The organism is Aquabacterium sp. A08 (genome assembly GCF_011742065.1).
Genome location: NZ_JAAQQT010000691.1, coordinates 37,291 through 52,512, shown reverse-complemented (window position 1 = coordinate 52,512; position 15,222 = coordinate 37,291). Strand labels below are relative to the sequence as shown.

Here is a 15,222-nt window from a genome sequence, read left to right as displayed (position 1 = left end):
GGCAGCCAGCTCGAGACGGTCAGCACCGTCTGGGCGAAGGCGGTGGCGCTGCCCGACAGCAAAAGGGCACAGGTCAGGGGGCGAAGTGTCATGCGGTGTCTCCTGGGTTGGGGTGGGTTGTTAAAGACCGACCAGACGGTCTAACATAATCGAATTTAGGGCAGCCCATGGGTCTGCGATACCCGGGCAAACCCTAGCCTGCCTCTCACGGGGCAAAGACCACACGCGCCGCACGCAGGGCCTGGATGTCGTCTGCCGCATAGCCCAGTTGGGCCAGCCAGGGCAGGGTGGCCGAACCGATCTCGGGGGCAGCGGCGGGCAGCGCGGTGGGCGTGCGGTCGAACCGGGGGGCCGGCGCCGGCTGCACCCCTTGGGGCGTGCCCACGAAGGTGGCGCGGGCCCGGTTGTGCGGGTGGGTCGCGGCCTCTTGCAGCGACAGCACGGGGGTGACGCAGGCGTCGCTGCCCTCGAACAGCGCCGCCCATTCGTCCCGGCTGCGTTGGCGGAACACCCGCTCCAGTTGTCGCCGCAGGTGGGGCCACGCGCCGGCGTTCCATTGGTCGTCGAAGGCCGGATCGTCCAGGCCGGCCAGGGTCAGCAGTTGGCGGTAAAACGCCGGTTCAATCGCCCCCACCGCCACGTGCTTGCCGTCGGCGCAGGTGTAGGTGCCGTAGAAATGGGCGGCCCCGTCCAGGAAGTTGCTTTCGCGCCGGTCCTGCCAATGGCCCTTGGCCGTGAAGCCGTGTTGGGCCGCGAGCAACAGGGCGGAGCCGTCCGTCATGGCCGCGTCCACGACCTGGCCGACGCCGTGGCGCGCGGCGTGTTGCAAGGCCGCCAGCACGCCCACCATCAACAACATGCCGCCACCGCCGTAGTCGCCAATCAGGTTCAGCGGCACCGCCGGTCGCTCCCGCGGCCCGATGCCGTGCAGCGCCCCGGACAGGGCGATGTAGTTGATGTCGTGGCCGGCCGACGGGGCCAGCGGGCCGTCTTGTCCCCAGCCGGTCATGCGGCCGTACACCAGCCGGGGGTTGCGTGCCAGGCAGGGCTGCGGCCCCAGGCCCAGCTTTTCCATCACGCCAGGGCGGTAGCCTTCGATCAGCACGTCCGCCTGGGCCACCAGCCGCAGCACGACTTCGGTGGCGCGCGGGTCTTTGAGGTTGAGGGCGATCGACTGCCGCCCCCGGTCCACGATGCCGTCGCTGCGCAGCAGGGTGTCGAGCGGGTGGTCGGAGGGCGGAGCGGCCGGGCGGTCGATGCGCACCACGGTGGCGCCCAGGTCGGCCAGCAGCATGCCGGTGAAGGGCGCCGGCCCGAGGCCGGCCATTTCGACCACGGTGAGGCCGGCGAGGGGGCCTGCGGCCCGGTGGGGGGTGGTGGTGTGAATGTTCATGTTTTGACCTTCCAGTCGGACTATGATTGGGGTTTGTGTGCCCGGTCATGACCGCCGTCAGGCGCGGCGGTCGGGGTGCTTTTCAACCGTTCAGGCCACAGCCATGACCCGAGAAAGATCCGAGAACTACGACGACAAAAAGGAGCTGATCCTGCGCAAGGCGGCGGCGCTGTTCGCCGCCAAAGGCTACGAGATCACCACCATGATGGACGTGGCCAAGGCCTGCAACGCGTCGAAATCGCACCTGTACCACTACTTCCCGGCCAAGGAGGACCTGCTGTACGCCATCGTCAAGGAGCACACGACGATGTTGCTGAGCAAACTCTCCCACATCCAGGGCCAGTCCGCCCCGGCCCTGCAGCGCTTTGAGCGCTTTGTGGCCGCGTTCGTGGAGGTGGCGGCCGATTCGCGCAACGAGCAACTGGTGCTGACCAACGAGCTGGGTTTTCTGCCGCCGGCCAAGCACAAGGAAATGCTGGCGATGGAGCAGGAGGTGGTGGCCATGCTGATCGGGCTGCTCCAGGAAATCAACCCGCAGCGCATGGCCCGGGTGGAGGTGCAAACCCCCTACGCCTTGCTGCTGTTCGGCATGATCATCTGGACCTTCACCTGGTACAAAAAGTCCGGCGTGCTCAAGCCGACGGAGCTGGCCCAGCACATTTCGGACCTGTTCCTCAACGGTTTCCGCGCCGTCGGTCCGGCCTGAAGCCGGTGCCCCCGCTGGCGGCGGCGCCGGGGCCGACCGGCCGGGCCCCCAGCCCTCAGATGAGGAACGACATCGTGTAGAGCGCGCTGTGGTTGTTGGCCAGCGTCACCTTTTTGCGGGCCATGCGCCAGACGCCGTCCACCCGGCGCAGGCGGTACTCGTTTTTCGCGGCCCAGAGGACCTCACCCCGGGTGTGGGACTCGAAAATCAGCGCATTGGAGCGCGCGACGAGGTGCTCGCCGTCCTGCGCTTGCACCTCGATGTTGGAGACCACGCGGCACAGGCGCGATTGCGGCAACTGGGTGTGGCGTTTGCCGGTGTACAGCTGCTTGACCCGCAGGCCGAGCCGGGAGCGGTTGTCGTAGATGATGGACATCTGCTGCTCCGGGTCGGTGTCGTCGCCGTTGGCCGGTACCCAGTAGATCGCGTCGTCGGTCCACAACTGCTCCCATTCGGCGTAGCGGTGCTCGTCCTGCAGCCGCGCTTCGTGGTGGATGAATTGGCTGACCTCCATCAGCTGGCGCAATTGGTCGGTGTTCACGCGGCCTCCATCAAAGATTGGTAGTGTTTCCACAGGTGACGCGACGGCATGTCGTCGGTCACGTTGCCGACGACGCAGCCGTCCGGCTCGGTGTGCTCGCGGTGGCTGCCCCGGCCCAGGTAGAGCCATTCGGGGTTGCGCTGCTGCACGCCCATCTGGGTGCGTTCGTACATTTCGGCGTCGTCGGCCAGCAGGAAGCCGGCCGGACCGACCGAGCCCATGGTCTGCTGGCGCATGCGGCGGTTCAGGTCCGGCGCGCCCTTGAACTGCAGCGCGGTGACGTGCTGCACCGTTTCGTTCACCGACAGGGGTTGCAGCACGAAGAGCTGGATCTCGGCGATGAACAGGTTGGGGAAGATCATGACGTGGCGCACACCGTCCACCATGATCTCGTGGGCCTGCTCCTCGCCGTAGGCGGCCTTCATCTTGGCGACGTAGTCCGGCAGGCGGTCGGCGGTGGTGCCGAACCAGCGCATCGGTTCGTTGAACTTGCGGAATTCGGGGCGCAGGTCCAGCTCCGAGTGGCCGTTGCCAAAGGCGCGCGTCACCGAGGCGGCGTTCTCGTTGTACAGCGCCCCGATGCCGCTGTCGGCCACGTCGAAGATGGAGGCGTGCGTCACCTGGGGGTGGTAGCCGTCGGTCTCGTTTTCGACCAGCAGCTTCCAGTTGGCCTTGACCTTGTGCTGCAGGAAGCCGGTGTTGAGCAGGATTTCGCCTTCGGGCGAGTTGCGGCAGACGTTGTCCAGGGTGGCCTTGGCCGGGCCGAGGTGTTGTTCCAGGGTGGGGCCGTCCGCGGCCAGCGCGCCGAACACAAAGCCGTTGTAAATGCCCATGCGGGCCACCCGGCCCAGGCCCAGTTCTTTGCGTTTGTCGTCCGGGTAACCGGAGGGGTAGGGGTAGCCCTTGAGCTGGCCGTCGTTGCCGAAGTTCCAGCCGTGGTAGGCGCAGGTGAAGGAGCGGGCGTTGCCCTGGTGCTTGACGCAGACCCGGTTGCCGCGGTGCGGGCAGCGGTTGTGCAGCAGGTGGACCTGGCCGTCCCGGTCGCGGGTCATGATGATTTCTTCCAGCCCGATGGTTTTCAGCACGTAGTCGTTGGGCTGGGGTATCTCGCTGACGTGGCCGACGTAGACCCAAGTGCGGTACCAGATTTTTTCCAGTTCTTCGCGGAAGATGGCTTCGTCGGTGTACAGCGAGCCGTGGACGTATTCCTGGCGGATCAAGCGGTCCCAGGCGCGGGTGGGTGGGGTTTCCATGGGGTTGTGCTCCTCTGACGGGTGGTTGGTTGGTCTTTATATTAGTCCGACCGGTCGGACTTTGTCAAGGCCAAATTCGGCGGTGTGGTGGCCGGCCGGCAGTGGGTCGCCGGCCGGCGCGGCATCAGTGGACGTTCATGTCCCAGGGGATTTCGCCGGTCTGCGGGTCGGTCAGCCAGGCGCGGATTTCGTTCTTGCGCAGCTTGCCGTTGACGGTTTTCAGCAGCTCGGGCACGAAGACGACGTGCTTGGGCGTTTCGGGGCGGCTGAGCTTGCCGTCGCAGAACCGGATCACGTCTGACGCGTTCAGGTCGGCGTGGCCGGCGCGGCGCACCCCCACGGCCACCACCGCCTCGCCCCACTCGGGGTGGGGCACGCCGACCACGGCCACCTCCTGGATGCCCGGGTGCTCGCTGACCACCGCCTCCACCGTGGTGGGGAAGACGTTGACCGCGCCGGTGATGATCATGAACTTCTGCCGGTCCAGCAAAAAGAGGTAGCCGCGTTCGTCCATCATCCCGATGTCGTTGGTGCGCAACCAGCCGTCGCCGGGCAGCGCCTCGGCCGTGGCCTCGGGCAGGTTGAGGTAGCCGGCCATCACGCTCTCGCCCCGCAGCCAGATTTCGCCTTTGGTGTGGGGGGGCAGGGCCTGGCCGGCTTCGTCGCGGATGGAGCACTCGTAGTGCAGACCGACGCGGCCCACCGAGCGCAGCAGGCCGGGTTCGGTGGAGAGGGCCAGTTGGTGGTCGGTTTCGGTCAGCACCGTCAGCCAGCCGCCGCTGGTTTCGGTCTGGCCGTAGGTCTGCATCATGGCCACGCCGAGTTGCTCGCGGGTCTCGCGGATCAGCTTGGGCGTGGCCGGTGAGGAGCCGTACATCAGGCAGCGCAGCGAGGACAAATCGTAGGGGTGGTTCTGTTTCTCCACCAGGGCGCGCTGGATCATGGTCGGGACGATCAGGCTGGTGGTGACGCGGAATTTTTCGATGTCCTTGAGGTAGGACACGATGTGGAACCCGCCGTCGGGGATGACCGTGGTCATGCCGTTGCCCAGGCCGAACAGGTTCATGATCACCACCGCCCAGGCCGATGCCGCGGGCATGTACCAGACGTCGTCGGGGCTGAAGCCGAACGAGGCCAGGCAGTGCAGGATGACGTTGGAGACGCCGACCTGCTTGATCATCACCCCCTTGGGGAAGCCGGTGGTGCCGGAGGTGTAGCTGTAGAGCAGCAGGTCGTCGTCTTGCAGGGGAGGCAGTTCTGGCGCGCCTGGGGCTTGGGCCAGCAGGGTTTCGTAATCCAGGGGGTAGTGGTGCGGGCCGTTGAAGCCGATCAGGCGGATGCCGAGCGCCTGCAGTTCGGCCAGGTGTTCGTCGACGATGGCCTGGCAGCGTGCGTCCACCAGCAGGATTTTCGTGCCGCTGTCGCGCAGCACGTGTTGCATCTCGGGCCAGGCGTACAGGGTGTTGACGCCGACGCGCACCGCCCCGATCTTGGCGCAGGCGAACAGGTGTTCGTAGACCTCGATGGTTTCCTGGCTGAGGATGGAGACGGTGTCGCCCTTGCGGCAGCCCAGGTCTTGCAGCGCGCGGGCGAACTGGTCGGAGCGGCGGTGCATGTCGTCCCAGGTGGCGGCGCGCGCGCCGCAGACGTAGGCGCGCTTGTTGGGGTAGTTGAGTGCACAACGGCGCAGCAGTTCGCGGGGGAAAAGTGTTTTCATGGTTGCCCTTGAGGTCTGGGTGGCAGCGGTTCCGAGGGGATATAAAAGGTCCGACCAGTCGGACTAAAGTATAGGATTCGTGGGGACTTGTGGGGGTGGTTCGTGCGGTGGTCTAGGGTAAACCCTGGGATTCAGGGCCGGGGTGCGAGGGCGGTTTTGAGGGGGACCGATTCGTCGCCCAGCGCGTCGAGGTCGAGCCCGAGGCCGCCGGTGGTGGCCAGGGCGCGCCGCACCAGCATGAAGTCGGCCGGTCGGTTGACCGCGTCGGCCGCCAGCAGGCGCTGGCCCTGCAGGTAAAACAGGCAGAAGTGGCGCTGTGCCGACTGGCCGCGCACGATGCAACGGTCGTGCCCCTGGGACAGCCCGACGAGTTGCAGCTTCAGGTCGTACTGGTCCGACCAGAACCAGGGCACGGTCTGGTTGGGTTTGGCCTGGCCGCACAGCCAGGCCGCGGCCGAGCGGGCCTGTTCCAAGGCGTTGGGCACCGACTCCAGCCGCAGCGCGCGGTCGTACAGCGCGACGTGCTGGACCGTGCAGTCACCGGCGGCGACGATGTCCGGGTCGGCGGTGACCGAGCAGGCGTCCACCGGGATGCCCTGGTCGCTGCCCAGCCCGGCGGCGCGGGCGGCTTCGGTGTTGGGCAGCATGCCAATGCCCGCGACCACCAGGTCGGCGGGCAAGGCGGTGCCGTCGGCCAGTTCCACCTGCACGATGCGGCCGCCTGCGCAGTGCACGCGGGCGACGGTGGCGCCGGTGCGCAAGGCGACGCCGGCGGCGCGGTGGGCGTCGGCGACGAAATCGGACATGGCCTGCCCGGCCACCCGGGCCAGCAGGCGCGGTTGTGCCTCCAGCACCGTGACCTGGGCGCCCAGGCTGCGGGCGGACGCCGCCACCTCCAGCCCGATGTAACCGCCGCCCACCACGACCAGCCGGCTGTCGGGCCGCAGGCCCGCCCGCAGCGCGTCGGCGTCGGCCCGGGTGCGCAGGGACAGCAGGTTGCTGGGCGGGTGCTCGGGGTCCATGCCTTCGCACACCCAGGGGCGGGCCCGCCCGCCGGTACACAGGGCCAGCTTGGCGTAGGGGATGCGTTCGCCGTCGGTCAGTTCGACCGTGTGCGCTGCGCGGTGAATCGCCCGGACCCGTGTGCCCAGACGCACGCGGACGCCGGCGGTGGCGTAGGCTTCGGGCTGGCGCAAGGCCAGGGCCGCGGCGTCGGTCTGGCCCAGCAGGTAGGCCTTGGACAGGGGCGGGCGTTGGTAGGGCAGGTCCGGCTCGTCGCCGAGCAGCAGGATGTCGCCGGTCCAGCCTTGTTGGCGCGCGGCCAGGGCCAGTTCGCTGCCGGCGTGGCCGGCGCCGACGATGACAAGTCCAGGGGTGGAGTGCATGGGGCGTGGGGTGGGGTTCATGGGAGGGGGTGGGTTCAGGCGTCCCACAGGCCGACGATGGACACCGAGCAGACGTTCTGCGACGGTTGGCCGCCCAGGTTGTGGGTGAGCCCGAGGCTGGGCTGGGACAGTTGCCGCGGGCCGGCGCGGCCCTGCAGCTGCAGGTACACCTCGTACAGCATGCGGATGCCGCTGGCCCCGATCGGGTGGCCGAAGCATTTGAGCCCGCCGTCGATCTGGCAGGGCAGGCGGCCCTCGGCGTCGAAGGCGCCGTCCAGCACGTCGCGGTAGCCTTGGCCCGGCTCGGACAGCCCCAGGTCTTCCATGGTGACCAGTTCGGTGATCGAGAAGCAGTCGTGCACCTCGGTCAGGCTCAGCTGCTCGCGCGGGCGTTCCAGCCCGGCCTCGGCGTAGGCCCGGCGGGCGGCCACGCGGGTGGTGTGGACGTGGCTGCCGTTCCAGCCGTTGCCCTGCATTTCCCACCCGTTGGAGGTGACCAGCTGCAGGGCCTTGAACGCGACCGGGTCGCGCTTGCCCAGGCCGCGCGCGATGTCCGGTGTGGTCACGATCACCGCCGCCGCGCCGTCGGACACGCCGCAGCAGTCGTACAGGCCCAGCGGTGCGGCGATGATCGGGGCCTTGAGGCACTGCTCCTCGGTGATCGGTTTTTGCAGGTGGGCCTTGGGGTTTTTGGCGCCGTTGGCGTGGCTTTTGACCGACACGTGCGCCAGGGCGCGCTTGAGCAGGGCGGCGTCCACCCCGTGTTGGTGGCGGTAGGCGCTGGCCAATTGGGCGAAGTTGGCCGGCGCCACCGCGTTCGGGTACCACTGCGGGATGTAGGTGCCCACCGTGGCCACGGGCAGGCCTGCGTAGCCGGTGTCCTTGAGTTTTTCCACGCCCAGCGCGATGGCGATGTCGCAGGCGCCGGCCGCCACCGCGTACACCGCGCCGCGGATCGCTTCGGAGCCGCCGGCGCAAAAGTTTTCCACCCGCGTCACCCCGATGTTGGGCAGCCGCAACGCGATGCCCATGGGCGTGCCGCCGCGGCCGGTGCCGACGTCGTCCATGTGGGTGGAAAACCAGGCGGCGTCGAGCTGTTCGGGGGCGATGCCGGCGTCGGCCATCGCCTCGGTGTAGGCCTCGACCATGAGGTCCTCGGGGCTGGCGTTCCAGCGCTCGCCGAACTGCGAGCAGCCCATGCCGAGGATGACGACTTTGTTCTTGATGCCTGTGGCCATGGGGGCTCCCGTCAGGGTTGGGAAGGAACGTTGCGCACCGGGGTGGCTTTCCAGAAATAGCGGGTGAAGCCGCGCCGGTCGTCCACGTCTTTGATGCGGAACACCAGGTCCATGGCGGTGCCGGTGTCCACCTCGCCCACGTCCAGGTCGGTGAAATCCATCAACAGGCGGCCGCCGCCTTCGAAGTCGATCTGGCCGTAGTGGTGCGGTGGCGCCGGGTGCCAGGACAGGTATTCGGCCGACCAGCTCAGCACGCGCGCGGCCCGGTCGGCCAGCGGGTGGGGTTCCTGGGTGTCCAGCAAGGGCTGGCCGGGGTCGAGCGAGAGCCGGCTGGGCGGGAAGTGCACGCTGCCGCTGACCCGGCAACGCCCGCCCACCAGACCGAGCAGGGCGCTGCGGTGCCGCCAGGCGGTGCTGAGGGCGGTTTTTTTGTCCTGCTCGCCGCGCATGCCGCGCTCCAGGGCCAGGAGCCCTTTGAAGGCCAGAAATTTGCTGTAATGCCGCTCCGGGGTGCCGCGTGCCAGCCACCCGGACACACCCCGCGCCGGGCGGAAGGCGCGCACCGCCTCGGTGACCCGAAACACCAGGGCCTCGGCCCCGCTGCCGAACTGCGCCACCACAACCACCGCGCCGGGTTGGGCCCGCTCCAGCGTGTGGGCCAGCATCAACAGGGCGTGTGGCGTGCCGGTGTCGCCCACGCTCTGGGCCAGGTTGTCCACCACCGCACCCGCCGGCAGACCGCAGGCCTGTGCCAGCTGCGCGTCCAGCTTGGCAAAGGGGGTGGGGCAGATGAAATGGTCCACTGCGGACGGGGCCACCCCGGCGTGGGCCAGCGCCTGGCGGATCGCCTGGGGCACGAGGCGGCCCACGCCTTCTTCGCGCACCCAGCGCTCTTCCCAGTGGTAGTCCACCGTCGCGCCCGTGGCCCGGAAGTGGTCGATGAAGTCCACCGACACGGTGCCGCTGCCCAGCCATTCGGCCAGCACCGGTCCGTCGCCCAGCACCAGCGCGGCGGCGCCGTCGCCGTAATCCAGTTCCTGGGTGCTGCCCGCCCGGGTTTGGCGCTGGTCCGCCGCCAGCACCAGGGTGTGGCCCAGCCCGGCCCGTGCCCGGGCCAGGCCCTGGGACACCGCCGACAGCCCGATGCGCGGTGTGCCGCAGAGGTCCAGGGTTTCGATCGATTCGTCCAGCCGCAGGGCACCGGCGGCGATACCGGCGTTCAGGCGTTCGGCAAAGGGCAGGGTGTTGGAGGCCAGCAGCAGCCCGCGCAGGTGCTGGCGCTCCGCGCCCAGGCAGTCCCGGGCGGCGGCCACGGCCAGGGTCACGCTGTCTTCGTCCCAGTTGGCCACAGAGCGGCTGCCCTGGCGGCCGCACAGGTGCGGGGCGTACCAGGCGTTGGCCTCGGTCACGGCCTGGCGCAGCAGCCGCAGTCGGGGGATGTAGCCGCCGTAGGCGGTGATGCCGATCATGTCGGACTCCTTGTGGGGGTGGGCGCCACACCCAGGTGTGTGGCCAAAAACCGCCCGCCGGCGGCGAGGGCCAGGCGGGCATCGGGGAGGTCGGCGGGGTACTGCTGGAACACGTGGACCATGCCGGGCCAGACCTGGCACTGCGCCTGGCCGCCAGCCTCGCCCACCCGCTGCGCCAGGTCTTCGGAGTCGCTGACCAGCGTTTCGCGCTCGCCCACCTGCAACAGCAGGGGCGGCAGCGCGCCCAGGGCGTCGGGCGCGGCCAGCAGCGGCGAGGCCATCGGGTCGCGCGGGTTGTGGGCCTGGCCCAGGTAGTTCCGCGCCAGCGCCAGCATCATGGGCCGCTGGTGGATCGGGTCCAGCGCCGCCCGTGTGGTGTAGCTGCTGCCGGAGGCGGTCATGTCCGTCCACGCGGACATGACCCAGGCGGCCGCCGGCCTGGGCTGGCCGGCGCCTTGCAGCGCCAGCAGCAGGGCCAGGGCCAGGCCGCCACCGGCCGAGTCGCCGGCCACGGCGGTGTGTGGGCCGGTCACGCCCTGTGCCTGCAGCCAGCGCATCACCGCCAGCCCGTCTTGCACCGGCGCGGGGTAGCGGTGTTCGGGCGTCATCCGGTAGTCCACGCCCAACACCCGCACCCCGCTGGCCGCGGACAGCGCTGCCATGAGTTCGCGGTGCGAAGCGAGCGAACCGACCTGGAACCCGCCGCCGTGCAGGTAGACCACGGTGCGGTCGCTGCGCGTGTCCGGGGCCTGCACCCACGCGCAGCGCACGCCGCCGGCATCGACCGGCGTCACCATGGCGTCCACCGGGGTGTCGAACAGGGCGTCCCAGTCGGTCCGCATCTGGGCCACGGGGGTGTCGCGGCCCCAGCGGGCGTAGGTGGCGCGGACGCGTGCGACCACGGCCTCCACCGGGTCGGGGTGGGGCCGGCTCATGCGCCGCACCCCATGCCGCCCGACACGCCCAAGGCCTCGCCGGTGATGAAGCCGGCCGCCTCGGAGGCCAAAAACGCCACGGCCGCGGCGACCTCGTCTGGGGTGCCCAGGCGGCCGGCCAGGGTGGCGCCGGTCATCGCGTGCAACAACTTCTCGCCTTGGGCGGCCACCCCCCGGTGCACCATCGGGGTGTCGATCGGCCCCGGCGCGACCACGTTGGCGGTGATGCCCTGCCGCCCGTTTTCACGGGCGATCGAGCGGGTGAACGCGATCACCCCGCCCTTGGCGGCGGCGTAAACCGCTCCGCCCCGGGAGCCGAGGCGCCCGGCCTCCGAGGCGACGTTCACGATGCGGCCATAGCCCGCCGCTTGCATCGCTGGCAACACGGCGTGGGTGGTGTTCAGCACCGCCTCCAGGTTGACGGCCAGCAGGCCCCGCCAGTCGGCTGGGGTGGTGTGGGTGAAGAAGGCGTGCTGGTCGGCCCCGGCGGCGTTGACCAGCACGTCGAACGGCCCGTGGGCCTCGACCGCTGTGCGCACCCGCTCAAAGTCGGTCACGTCCAGCGCAACCGCGGTGGCGTCGCAGGTCGCGGCGCGGCGCTCGGCGGCTTCGCCGTCCAGGTCGGCCAGCACCACCGCCAGGCCTTGCTGCCGCAAGCGCTGCACCACCGCCCAACCGATGCCACTGGCCCCACCCGTCACCAGTGCGCGGCGCAGTGGCGGGTGGCTTGCGTTCGGGGTGGCCATTCAGCGCCCCGTGAAAATCGGGGACCGCTTTTCGATCACGGCCGACAGGCCCTCGCGCGCGTCGGCCGTGCCCGACAGGCGCGCTTGGGTGTGGTTTTCTTCGGGCATGGCCTGCTCCACCCCTTGGCCCAGACCGCTCCACAGCAGGCGCTTGGTGTTGGCCAGCGCCGCCGGCGCGCCCTGCGCCAGTTGTTGCGCCAGGGCCAGCGCCTCGGCGTGCAGGCGGTCGTCGGCCACCACCCGGGTCACCAGGCCCATGGCCAGCGCCTCGGCGGCGCCGATCACGGGGTTGAGCATCAGGATTTCGGTGGCTTTGCGCAAGCCGACCAGCTGTGTCAGGGTGACCGACACGCCCGCGTCCGGCACCATCGCCACCCGGGTGGCGCCGGCCAGGAATTTGGCCGATTCGCCCGCCACCACGAAGTCCGACGAGCACACCAGCCCCATGCCGCCGCCGCCGGCGGCAAAGCCCTGGACCGCGGTCACGACCGGCGGGTTCAAACGGATCAGCAGCGACGCGACCGCCTGCAGCGCCGAGGTGACGACGCGGATGTAGTCCGGCAAGGCCTCGCCTTTGGCCAGGAAGGTGTGCACGTCGCCCCCGGCGCAGAAGTTTTTGCCTTCGCCGGTGAGCAGCACGGCCCGCACGCGCCCGTCGCCGTGCACCTGCAGCAGTGCGTCGTGCAGGGCGCGCAGCAACGCCAGGTCCATGCCGTTGGCCGAACCGGGGCGGTTCAGGTGCACGTGGGCCACGCCGTCGGCGTCTGTGCGCAGCAGCACGGGACCGTCGGCGATGGAGGTGTCGGGGGGCGGAGGGAGAGAGGTGGGCATGTGCGTCCAGTCTGGGGGGTAAGACAGGGGCCGATGGCTCGGCCGCCGAGGTCTGCGCGGGGGGCAGTCGGGCGGCCGGGGTGTCGTCTCCTGTGGGTGTTTTTCGGTGGGCCTGTGTGCAATAATAGTCCGACAGGACGGACTATGTCAACATCGGGTGCTGCACCCATTTCGCCAGGAGACACCATGCCAAAAATTGTTTTTGTTGACCACTTGGGCCAGCGCTACGAGACCGAAGCCCCCGTTGGGCGCAACCTGATGCAGGTGGCCCTGGACAACGCGGTGCCCGGCATCCTGGGCGACTGCGGCGGCGCCTGCAGCTGCGCCACCTGCCACGCTTACATCGACCTGGCTTGGAGCGCGCATTTGCCCGACAAGTCGGCCACCGAAACCTTCATGTTGGAGGCGGTGCTGGACGAGCGCCCCACCAGCCGCCTGTGCTGCCAGATCAAGGTGCAGCCGGCGCTGGACGGCCTGTGTGTGGAGCTGCCGGCCGAGCAGGCCTGAGCCCGTCGCCAGGCTTGGCGGCGGGCCGGTGTGCGCTTCAGCGCCCGGTGAAGCGCGGCGGGCGTTTGGCCTGGAACGCCGCCAGGCCCTCGCGCATGTCGTGGCTGGACTGGTGGGCGCGCAGCGTCTCGGCCTCCAGTCGCAAGGCATCCGGCAGGTCCAATGCCAGGCCTTGGTTGACCAGCGCCTTCATGCGCTGCAGGCCCAGTGGGCTCTTGGCCGCGATCTGGGCGACCAGTTGCGTGGTGGCGTCGAGCAGTTGGTCGTCGTCCACCACCCGGTGGACCAGACCCGACGCCACCAGTTCGGCCGCCGGCACGGTTTCGCCTGTGAACAACAGGTACTTGGCGAGGTGTGCTCCCACGGCGCGGGGCAACCGGGCCGAGGCGCCCGCCCCGGGAACGAGTCCGTAGGTGGCATGTCCATCGCCCAAACGGGCGCTGCGTGCCGCCAGGACCAGGTCGCAGCAAAGGATCAGCTCCAATCCGCCCGCCAGTGCCAGTCCGTTGACCATGGCCACGACCGGTTTGGGGAAGCGCTCCAAGCGGTTCAAGGTGGCGTTCAGACGGCCCAAAAAAGCGTCGGCCGTGCCCTCGGCATGGATCGCTTTCAGGTCGGCTCCTGTACAAAAGGCCCGGCCGGCCCCGGAAATGACCACGCAGCGGACGGTGGCGTCGTCCTGGACCGCATCGAGTCCGCTTTCAATCAGGTGCAGGGTGTCGCTGTTCAGCGCGTTCAGTGCGTCGGGCCGGTTGAGCTGCAGCCACAGGGCGCCATCGCGGATGGCGTGGGTGACACACCGCGCCACCGGCGCAGGCGCCAGGTCCCGGTGGGCGAGGTCATGGGGGCTGGTCATCGGAAGAGAATACGGGATTCGGCCCGCATCGCCAAGCGGCGTTCTGTCGGGTACCGTGATGCCCCCGACCTCTGGAGTTGCCATGAACCTTGCTCAGTTGCTGTTGCGTCAGGCCCGCGTGGCTGGCGATCGGATCGCGATCCTCGAGGGCACCCAGCCCTGGGCCACGCACGCCCAGTGGGCCCAGCGCAGCGCCAGCCTGGCCCAGCACTTCCAGGCCGCAGGCCTGCAGGCCGGTGACCGCGTGCTGCTTTTCATGCGCAACCACCCGCGGTACCTGGAGGTGCTCTGGGCCGCCTGGTGGGCCGGCCTTGTGGTGGTGCCCGTCAACGCCAAGCTGCACCCGACCGAGGTGGCCTGGATCGTCGAAAACGCCCAGGCCCGCTGGGCCTTCGTCACCTCGGACGTGGCCCCCGATCCGATCGCGGGACTGGAGCGACAGGTGGACGTCGAATCGCCCGAAGCCGCTGCGCTGTTCATGGGACGGCCGGATCTGGCCGACGCCGTGCCCTGGCCCAGCCGCCCGGACGACACCGCCTGGCTGTTCTACACCAGCGGCACCACCGGGCGGCCCAAGGGCGTGATGCTCACCCACCGCAACCTCATGACGATGGGGCTGACCTACTTCGTGGACGTGGACCCGGTCGGGCCTGGGGACGCCATGGTGTACGCCGCGCCCATGTCGCACGGTTGTGGGCTCTACGCCATTCCCCACCTGATGGCGGGGGCGCGCCATGTGGTCCCGGCCTCGGGCGGCGTCGATCCCGCCGAACTGTTCGCCCTGGGCCGGGCGCTCGGGCCGCTGTCCACCTTTGCCGCGCCCACGATCGTCAAGCGCCTGGTCGAACACGCCGAAGCCCAGGGTTTGACGCCCGACGGCTGCTCGGCCTCTTTCAAGACGGTGGTTTATGGCGGGGCCCCCATGTACCTGGAGGACATCCGGCGGGCGCTGCGCGTCATGGGCCCCCGCTTTGTGCAAATCTACGGCCAGGGGGAAACCCCGATGGTGGGCACCGTGCTGTCGCGGGTGCACCTGATGGACGCCGCCCACCCCCGCCACCTGGCGCGGCTGGCGTCGGTCGGGACGGCGCAAGCCCCGGTGGAGATCCGGGTGGTGGATGAGCGCGGACGGGCCCTGCCCACCGGGGAGATCGGTGAGGTGCTGGTGCGCGGGGATTCGGTCATGGCCGGCTATTGGCGCAACCCCCAAGCCAGCGCGCAGGCCCTGCGTGACGGCTGGCTGTGGACCGGCGATGTCGGCTGCCTGGACGCTGACGGTTTCTTGACGCTGAAGGACCGCAGCAAGGATCTGCTGATCAGCGGGGGGGCCAACATCTACCCCCGCGAGGTGGAAGAGGTGCTGCTGACCGCCGCGGGTGTGGCGGAGGTGGCCGTGGTGGGCGGCCCCGACCCGGAATGGGGCGAGGTGGTGGTGGCGTTCGTGGTGGCCAAGGCAGGCGCCGCCCCCACGGCCGACGCCCTGGATGCGCACTGTCTGGAGCGCATCGCCCGCTTCAAACGGCCCAAGCGCTATGTGTTCGTGCCCGAACTGCCCAAGAACCACTACGGCAAGGTCCTCAAGACGGCGCTGAGGGCGCAACTGCAAGGGCAGGCCGCATGACCGGTGCCTCAGCCACACCCCACC

General features: G+C 69.5%; 14 protein-coding genes. 3 read left to right on the top strand and 11 right to left on the bottom strand.

The genetic code is table 11. From position 1 onward, the window contains the following. Positions 1-205 precede the first annotated feature (205 nt). The gene (locus HA630_RS19590) at positions 206-1,393 is read right to left on the bottom strand and encodes a CaiB/BaiF CoA-transferase family protein (protein WP_166837008.1); all 1,188 of its coding nucleotides are present in this window, start codon (positions 1,391-1,393) and stop codon (positions 206-208) included. A gap of 103 nt (positions 1,394-1,496) precedes the next feature. Between HA630_RS19590 and HA630_RS19585 the strand changes: the two genes are divergently transcribed. Then, positions 1,497-2,099: a TetR/AcrR family transcriptional regulator gene (locus HA630_RS19585; protein WP_166837006.1), complete on the top strand. Its 603-nt coding sequence runs from the start codon at positions 1,497-1,499 to the stop codon at positions 2,097-2,099. Between the two features lie 55 nt (positions 2,100-2,154). On the opposite strand, the gene HA630_RS19580 is transcribed toward HA630_RS19585, so the two are convergent. The 9 genes from HA630_RS19580 to HA630_RS19540 all read right to left on the bottom strand — a co-directional run bounded on the left by HA630_RS19580 (position 2,155) and on the right by HA630_RS19540 (position 12,214). Next, a complete protein-coding gene (locus tag HA630_RS19580) occupies positions 2,155-2,640 on the bottom strand; it encodes an aromatic-ring-hydroxylating dioxygenase subunit beta (protein WP_371809301.1) in 486 nt (161 codons plus the stop codon). Further along, on the bottom strand, positions 2,637-3,893 hold the full coding sequence (locus HA630_RS19575) for a Rieske 2Fe-2S domain-containing protein (protein WP_166837004.1): 1,257 nt from the start codon (positions 3,891-3,893) through the stop codon (positions 2,637-2,639). The genes HA630_RS19580 and HA630_RS19575 overlap by 4 nt, the downstream gene beginning before the upstream one ends. A gap of 124 nt (positions 3,894-4,017) precedes the next feature. Beyond that, positions 4,018-5,610, bottom strand: coding sequence for a class I adenylate-forming enzyme family protein (locus HA630_RS19570; RefSeq protein WP_166837002.1), 1,593 nt, complete (start codon positions 5,608-5,610; stop codon positions 4,018-4,020). A 131-nt stretch (positions 5,611-5,741) separates the two neighbouring features. Then, positions 5,742-7,016, bottom strand: a complete 1,275-nt coding sequence (locus tag HA630_RS19565) for an NAD(P)/FAD-dependent oxidoreductase (protein WP_243855553.1) — start codon at positions 7,014-7,016, stop codon at positions 5,742-5,744. A gap of 14 nt (positions 7,017-7,030) precedes the next feature. After that, positions 7,031-8,233 carry an acetyl-CoA acetyltransferase gene (locus HA630_RS19560; RefSeq protein WP_166836999.1) on the bottom strand — a complete coding sequence of 401 codons (1,203 nt, stop codon included), beginning with the start codon at positions 8,231-8,233 and terminating at the stop codon, positions 7,031-7,033. Positions 8,234-8,244: 11 nt separating this feature from the next. Continuing rightward, positions 8,245-9,702 carry a hydroxymethylglutaryl-CoA synthase family protein gene (locus HA630_RS19555; RefSeq protein ID WP_101047885.1) on the bottom strand — a complete coding sequence of 486 codons (1,458 nt, stop codon included), beginning with the start codon at positions 9,700-9,702 and terminating at the stop codon, positions 8,245-8,247. After that, entirely contained in the window at positions 9,699-10,637 is a 939-nt protein-coding gene (locus HA630_RS19550) for an alpha/beta hydrolase fold domain-containing protein (protein WP_166836997.1), read from the bottom strand. The genes HA630_RS19555 and HA630_RS19550 overlap by 4 nt, the downstream gene beginning before the upstream one ends. Continuing rightward, on the bottom strand, positions 10,634-11,383 hold the full coding sequence (locus HA630_RS19545) for an SDR family oxidoreductase (protein ID WP_101047887.1): 750 nt from the start codon (positions 11,381-11,383) through the stop codon (positions 10,634-10,636). Before HA630_RS19545 ends, HA630_RS19550 begins: the two co-directional genes overlap by 4 nt. Further along, positions 11,384-12,214: an enoyl-CoA hydratase/isomerase family protein gene (locus HA630_RS19540; RefSeq protein WP_166836995.1), complete on the bottom strand. Its 831-nt coding sequence runs from the start codon at positions 12,212-12,214 to the stop codon at positions 11,384-11,386. Between the two features lie 186 nt (positions 12,215-12,400). On the opposite strand from HA630_RS19540, the gene HA630_RS19535 reads away from it, so the two are divergent. Continuing rightward, complete coding sequence (locus tag HA630_RS19535) at positions 12,401-12,721, top strand: 2Fe-2S iron-sulfur cluster-binding protein (protein WP_166836993.1); 321 nt, start codon at positions 12,401-12,403, stop codon at positions 12,719-12,721. Between the two features lie 37 nt (positions 12,722-12,758). Here the strand turns inward: HA630_RS19535 and HA630_RS19530 are convergent, their stop codons facing one another. Beyond that, positions 12,759-13,577, bottom strand: coding sequence for an enoyl-CoA hydratase/isomerase family protein (locus HA630_RS19530; protein ID WP_166836991.1), 819 nt, complete (start codon positions 13,575-13,577; stop codon positions 12,759-12,761). 82 nt (positions 13,578-13,659) lie between these two features. On the opposite strand from HA630_RS19530, the gene HA630_RS19525 reads away from it, so the two are divergent. Next, positions 13,660-15,198, top strand: a complete 1,539-nt coding sequence (locus HA630_RS19525; RefSeq protein WP_166836989.1) for an AMP-binding protein — start codon at positions 13,660-13,662, stop codon at positions 15,196-15,198. Positions 15,199-15,222 lie beyond the last annotated feature (24 nt).

What these genes read in the sequence shown, in the direction of transcription:
- HA630_RS19590 (WP_166837008.1), bottom strand. Translation starts at nt 1,393, where the DNA reads ATGAACATTCACACCACCACCCCCCACCGGGCCGCAGGCCCCCTCGCC.
- HA630_RS19585 (WP_166837006.1), top strand. Translation starts at nt 1,497, where the DNA reads ATGACCCGAGAAAGATCCGAGAACTACGACGACAAAAAGGAGCTGATC.
- HA630_RS19575 (WP_166837004.1), bottom strand. Translation starts at nt 3,893, where the DNA reads ATGGAAACCCCACCCACCCGCGCCTGGGACCGCTTGATCCGCCAGGAA.
- HA630_RS19570 (WP_166837002.1), bottom strand. Translation starts at nt 5,610, where the DNA reads ATGAAAACACTTTTCCCCCGCGAACTGCTGCGCCGTTGTGCACTCAAC.
- HA630_RS19565 (WP_243855553.1), bottom strand. Translation starts at nt 7,016, where the DNA reads ATGAACCCCACCCCACGCCCCATGCACTCCACCCCTGGACTTGTCATC.
- HA630_RS19560 (WP_166836999.1), bottom strand. Translation starts at nt 8,233, where the DNA reads ATGGCCACAGGCATCAAGAACAAAGTCGTCATCCTCGGCATGGGCTGC.
- HA630_RS19555 (WP_101047885.1), bottom strand. Translation starts at nt 9,702, where the DNA reads ATGATCGGCATCACCGCCTACGGCGGCTACATCCCCCGACTGCGGCTG.
- HA630_RS19550 (WP_166836997.1), bottom strand. Translation starts at nt 10,637, where the DNA reads ATGAGCCGGCCCCACCCCGACCCGGTGGAGGCCGTGGTCGCACGCGTC.
- HA630_RS19545 (WP_101047887.1), bottom strand. Translation starts at nt 11,383, where the DNA reads ATGGCCACCCCGAACGCAAGCCACCCGCCACTGCGCCGCGCACTGGTG.
- HA630_RS19540 (WP_166836995.1), bottom strand. Translation starts at nt 12,214, where the DNA reads ATGCCCACCTCTCTCCCTCCGCCCCCCGACACCTCCATCGCCGACGGT.
- HA630_RS19535 (WP_166836993.1), top strand. Translation starts at nt 12,401, where the DNA reads ATGCCAAAAATTGTTTTTGTTGACCACTTGGGCCAGCGCTACGAGACC.
- HA630_RS19530 (WP_166836991.1), bottom strand. Translation starts at nt 13,577, where the DNA reads ATGACCAGCCCCCATGACCTCGCCCACCGGGACCTGGCGCCTGCGCCG.
- HA630_RS19525 (WP_166836989.1), top strand. Translation starts at nt 13,660, where the DNA reads ATGAACCTTGCTCAGTTGCTGTTGCGTCAGGCCCGCGTGGCTGGCGAT.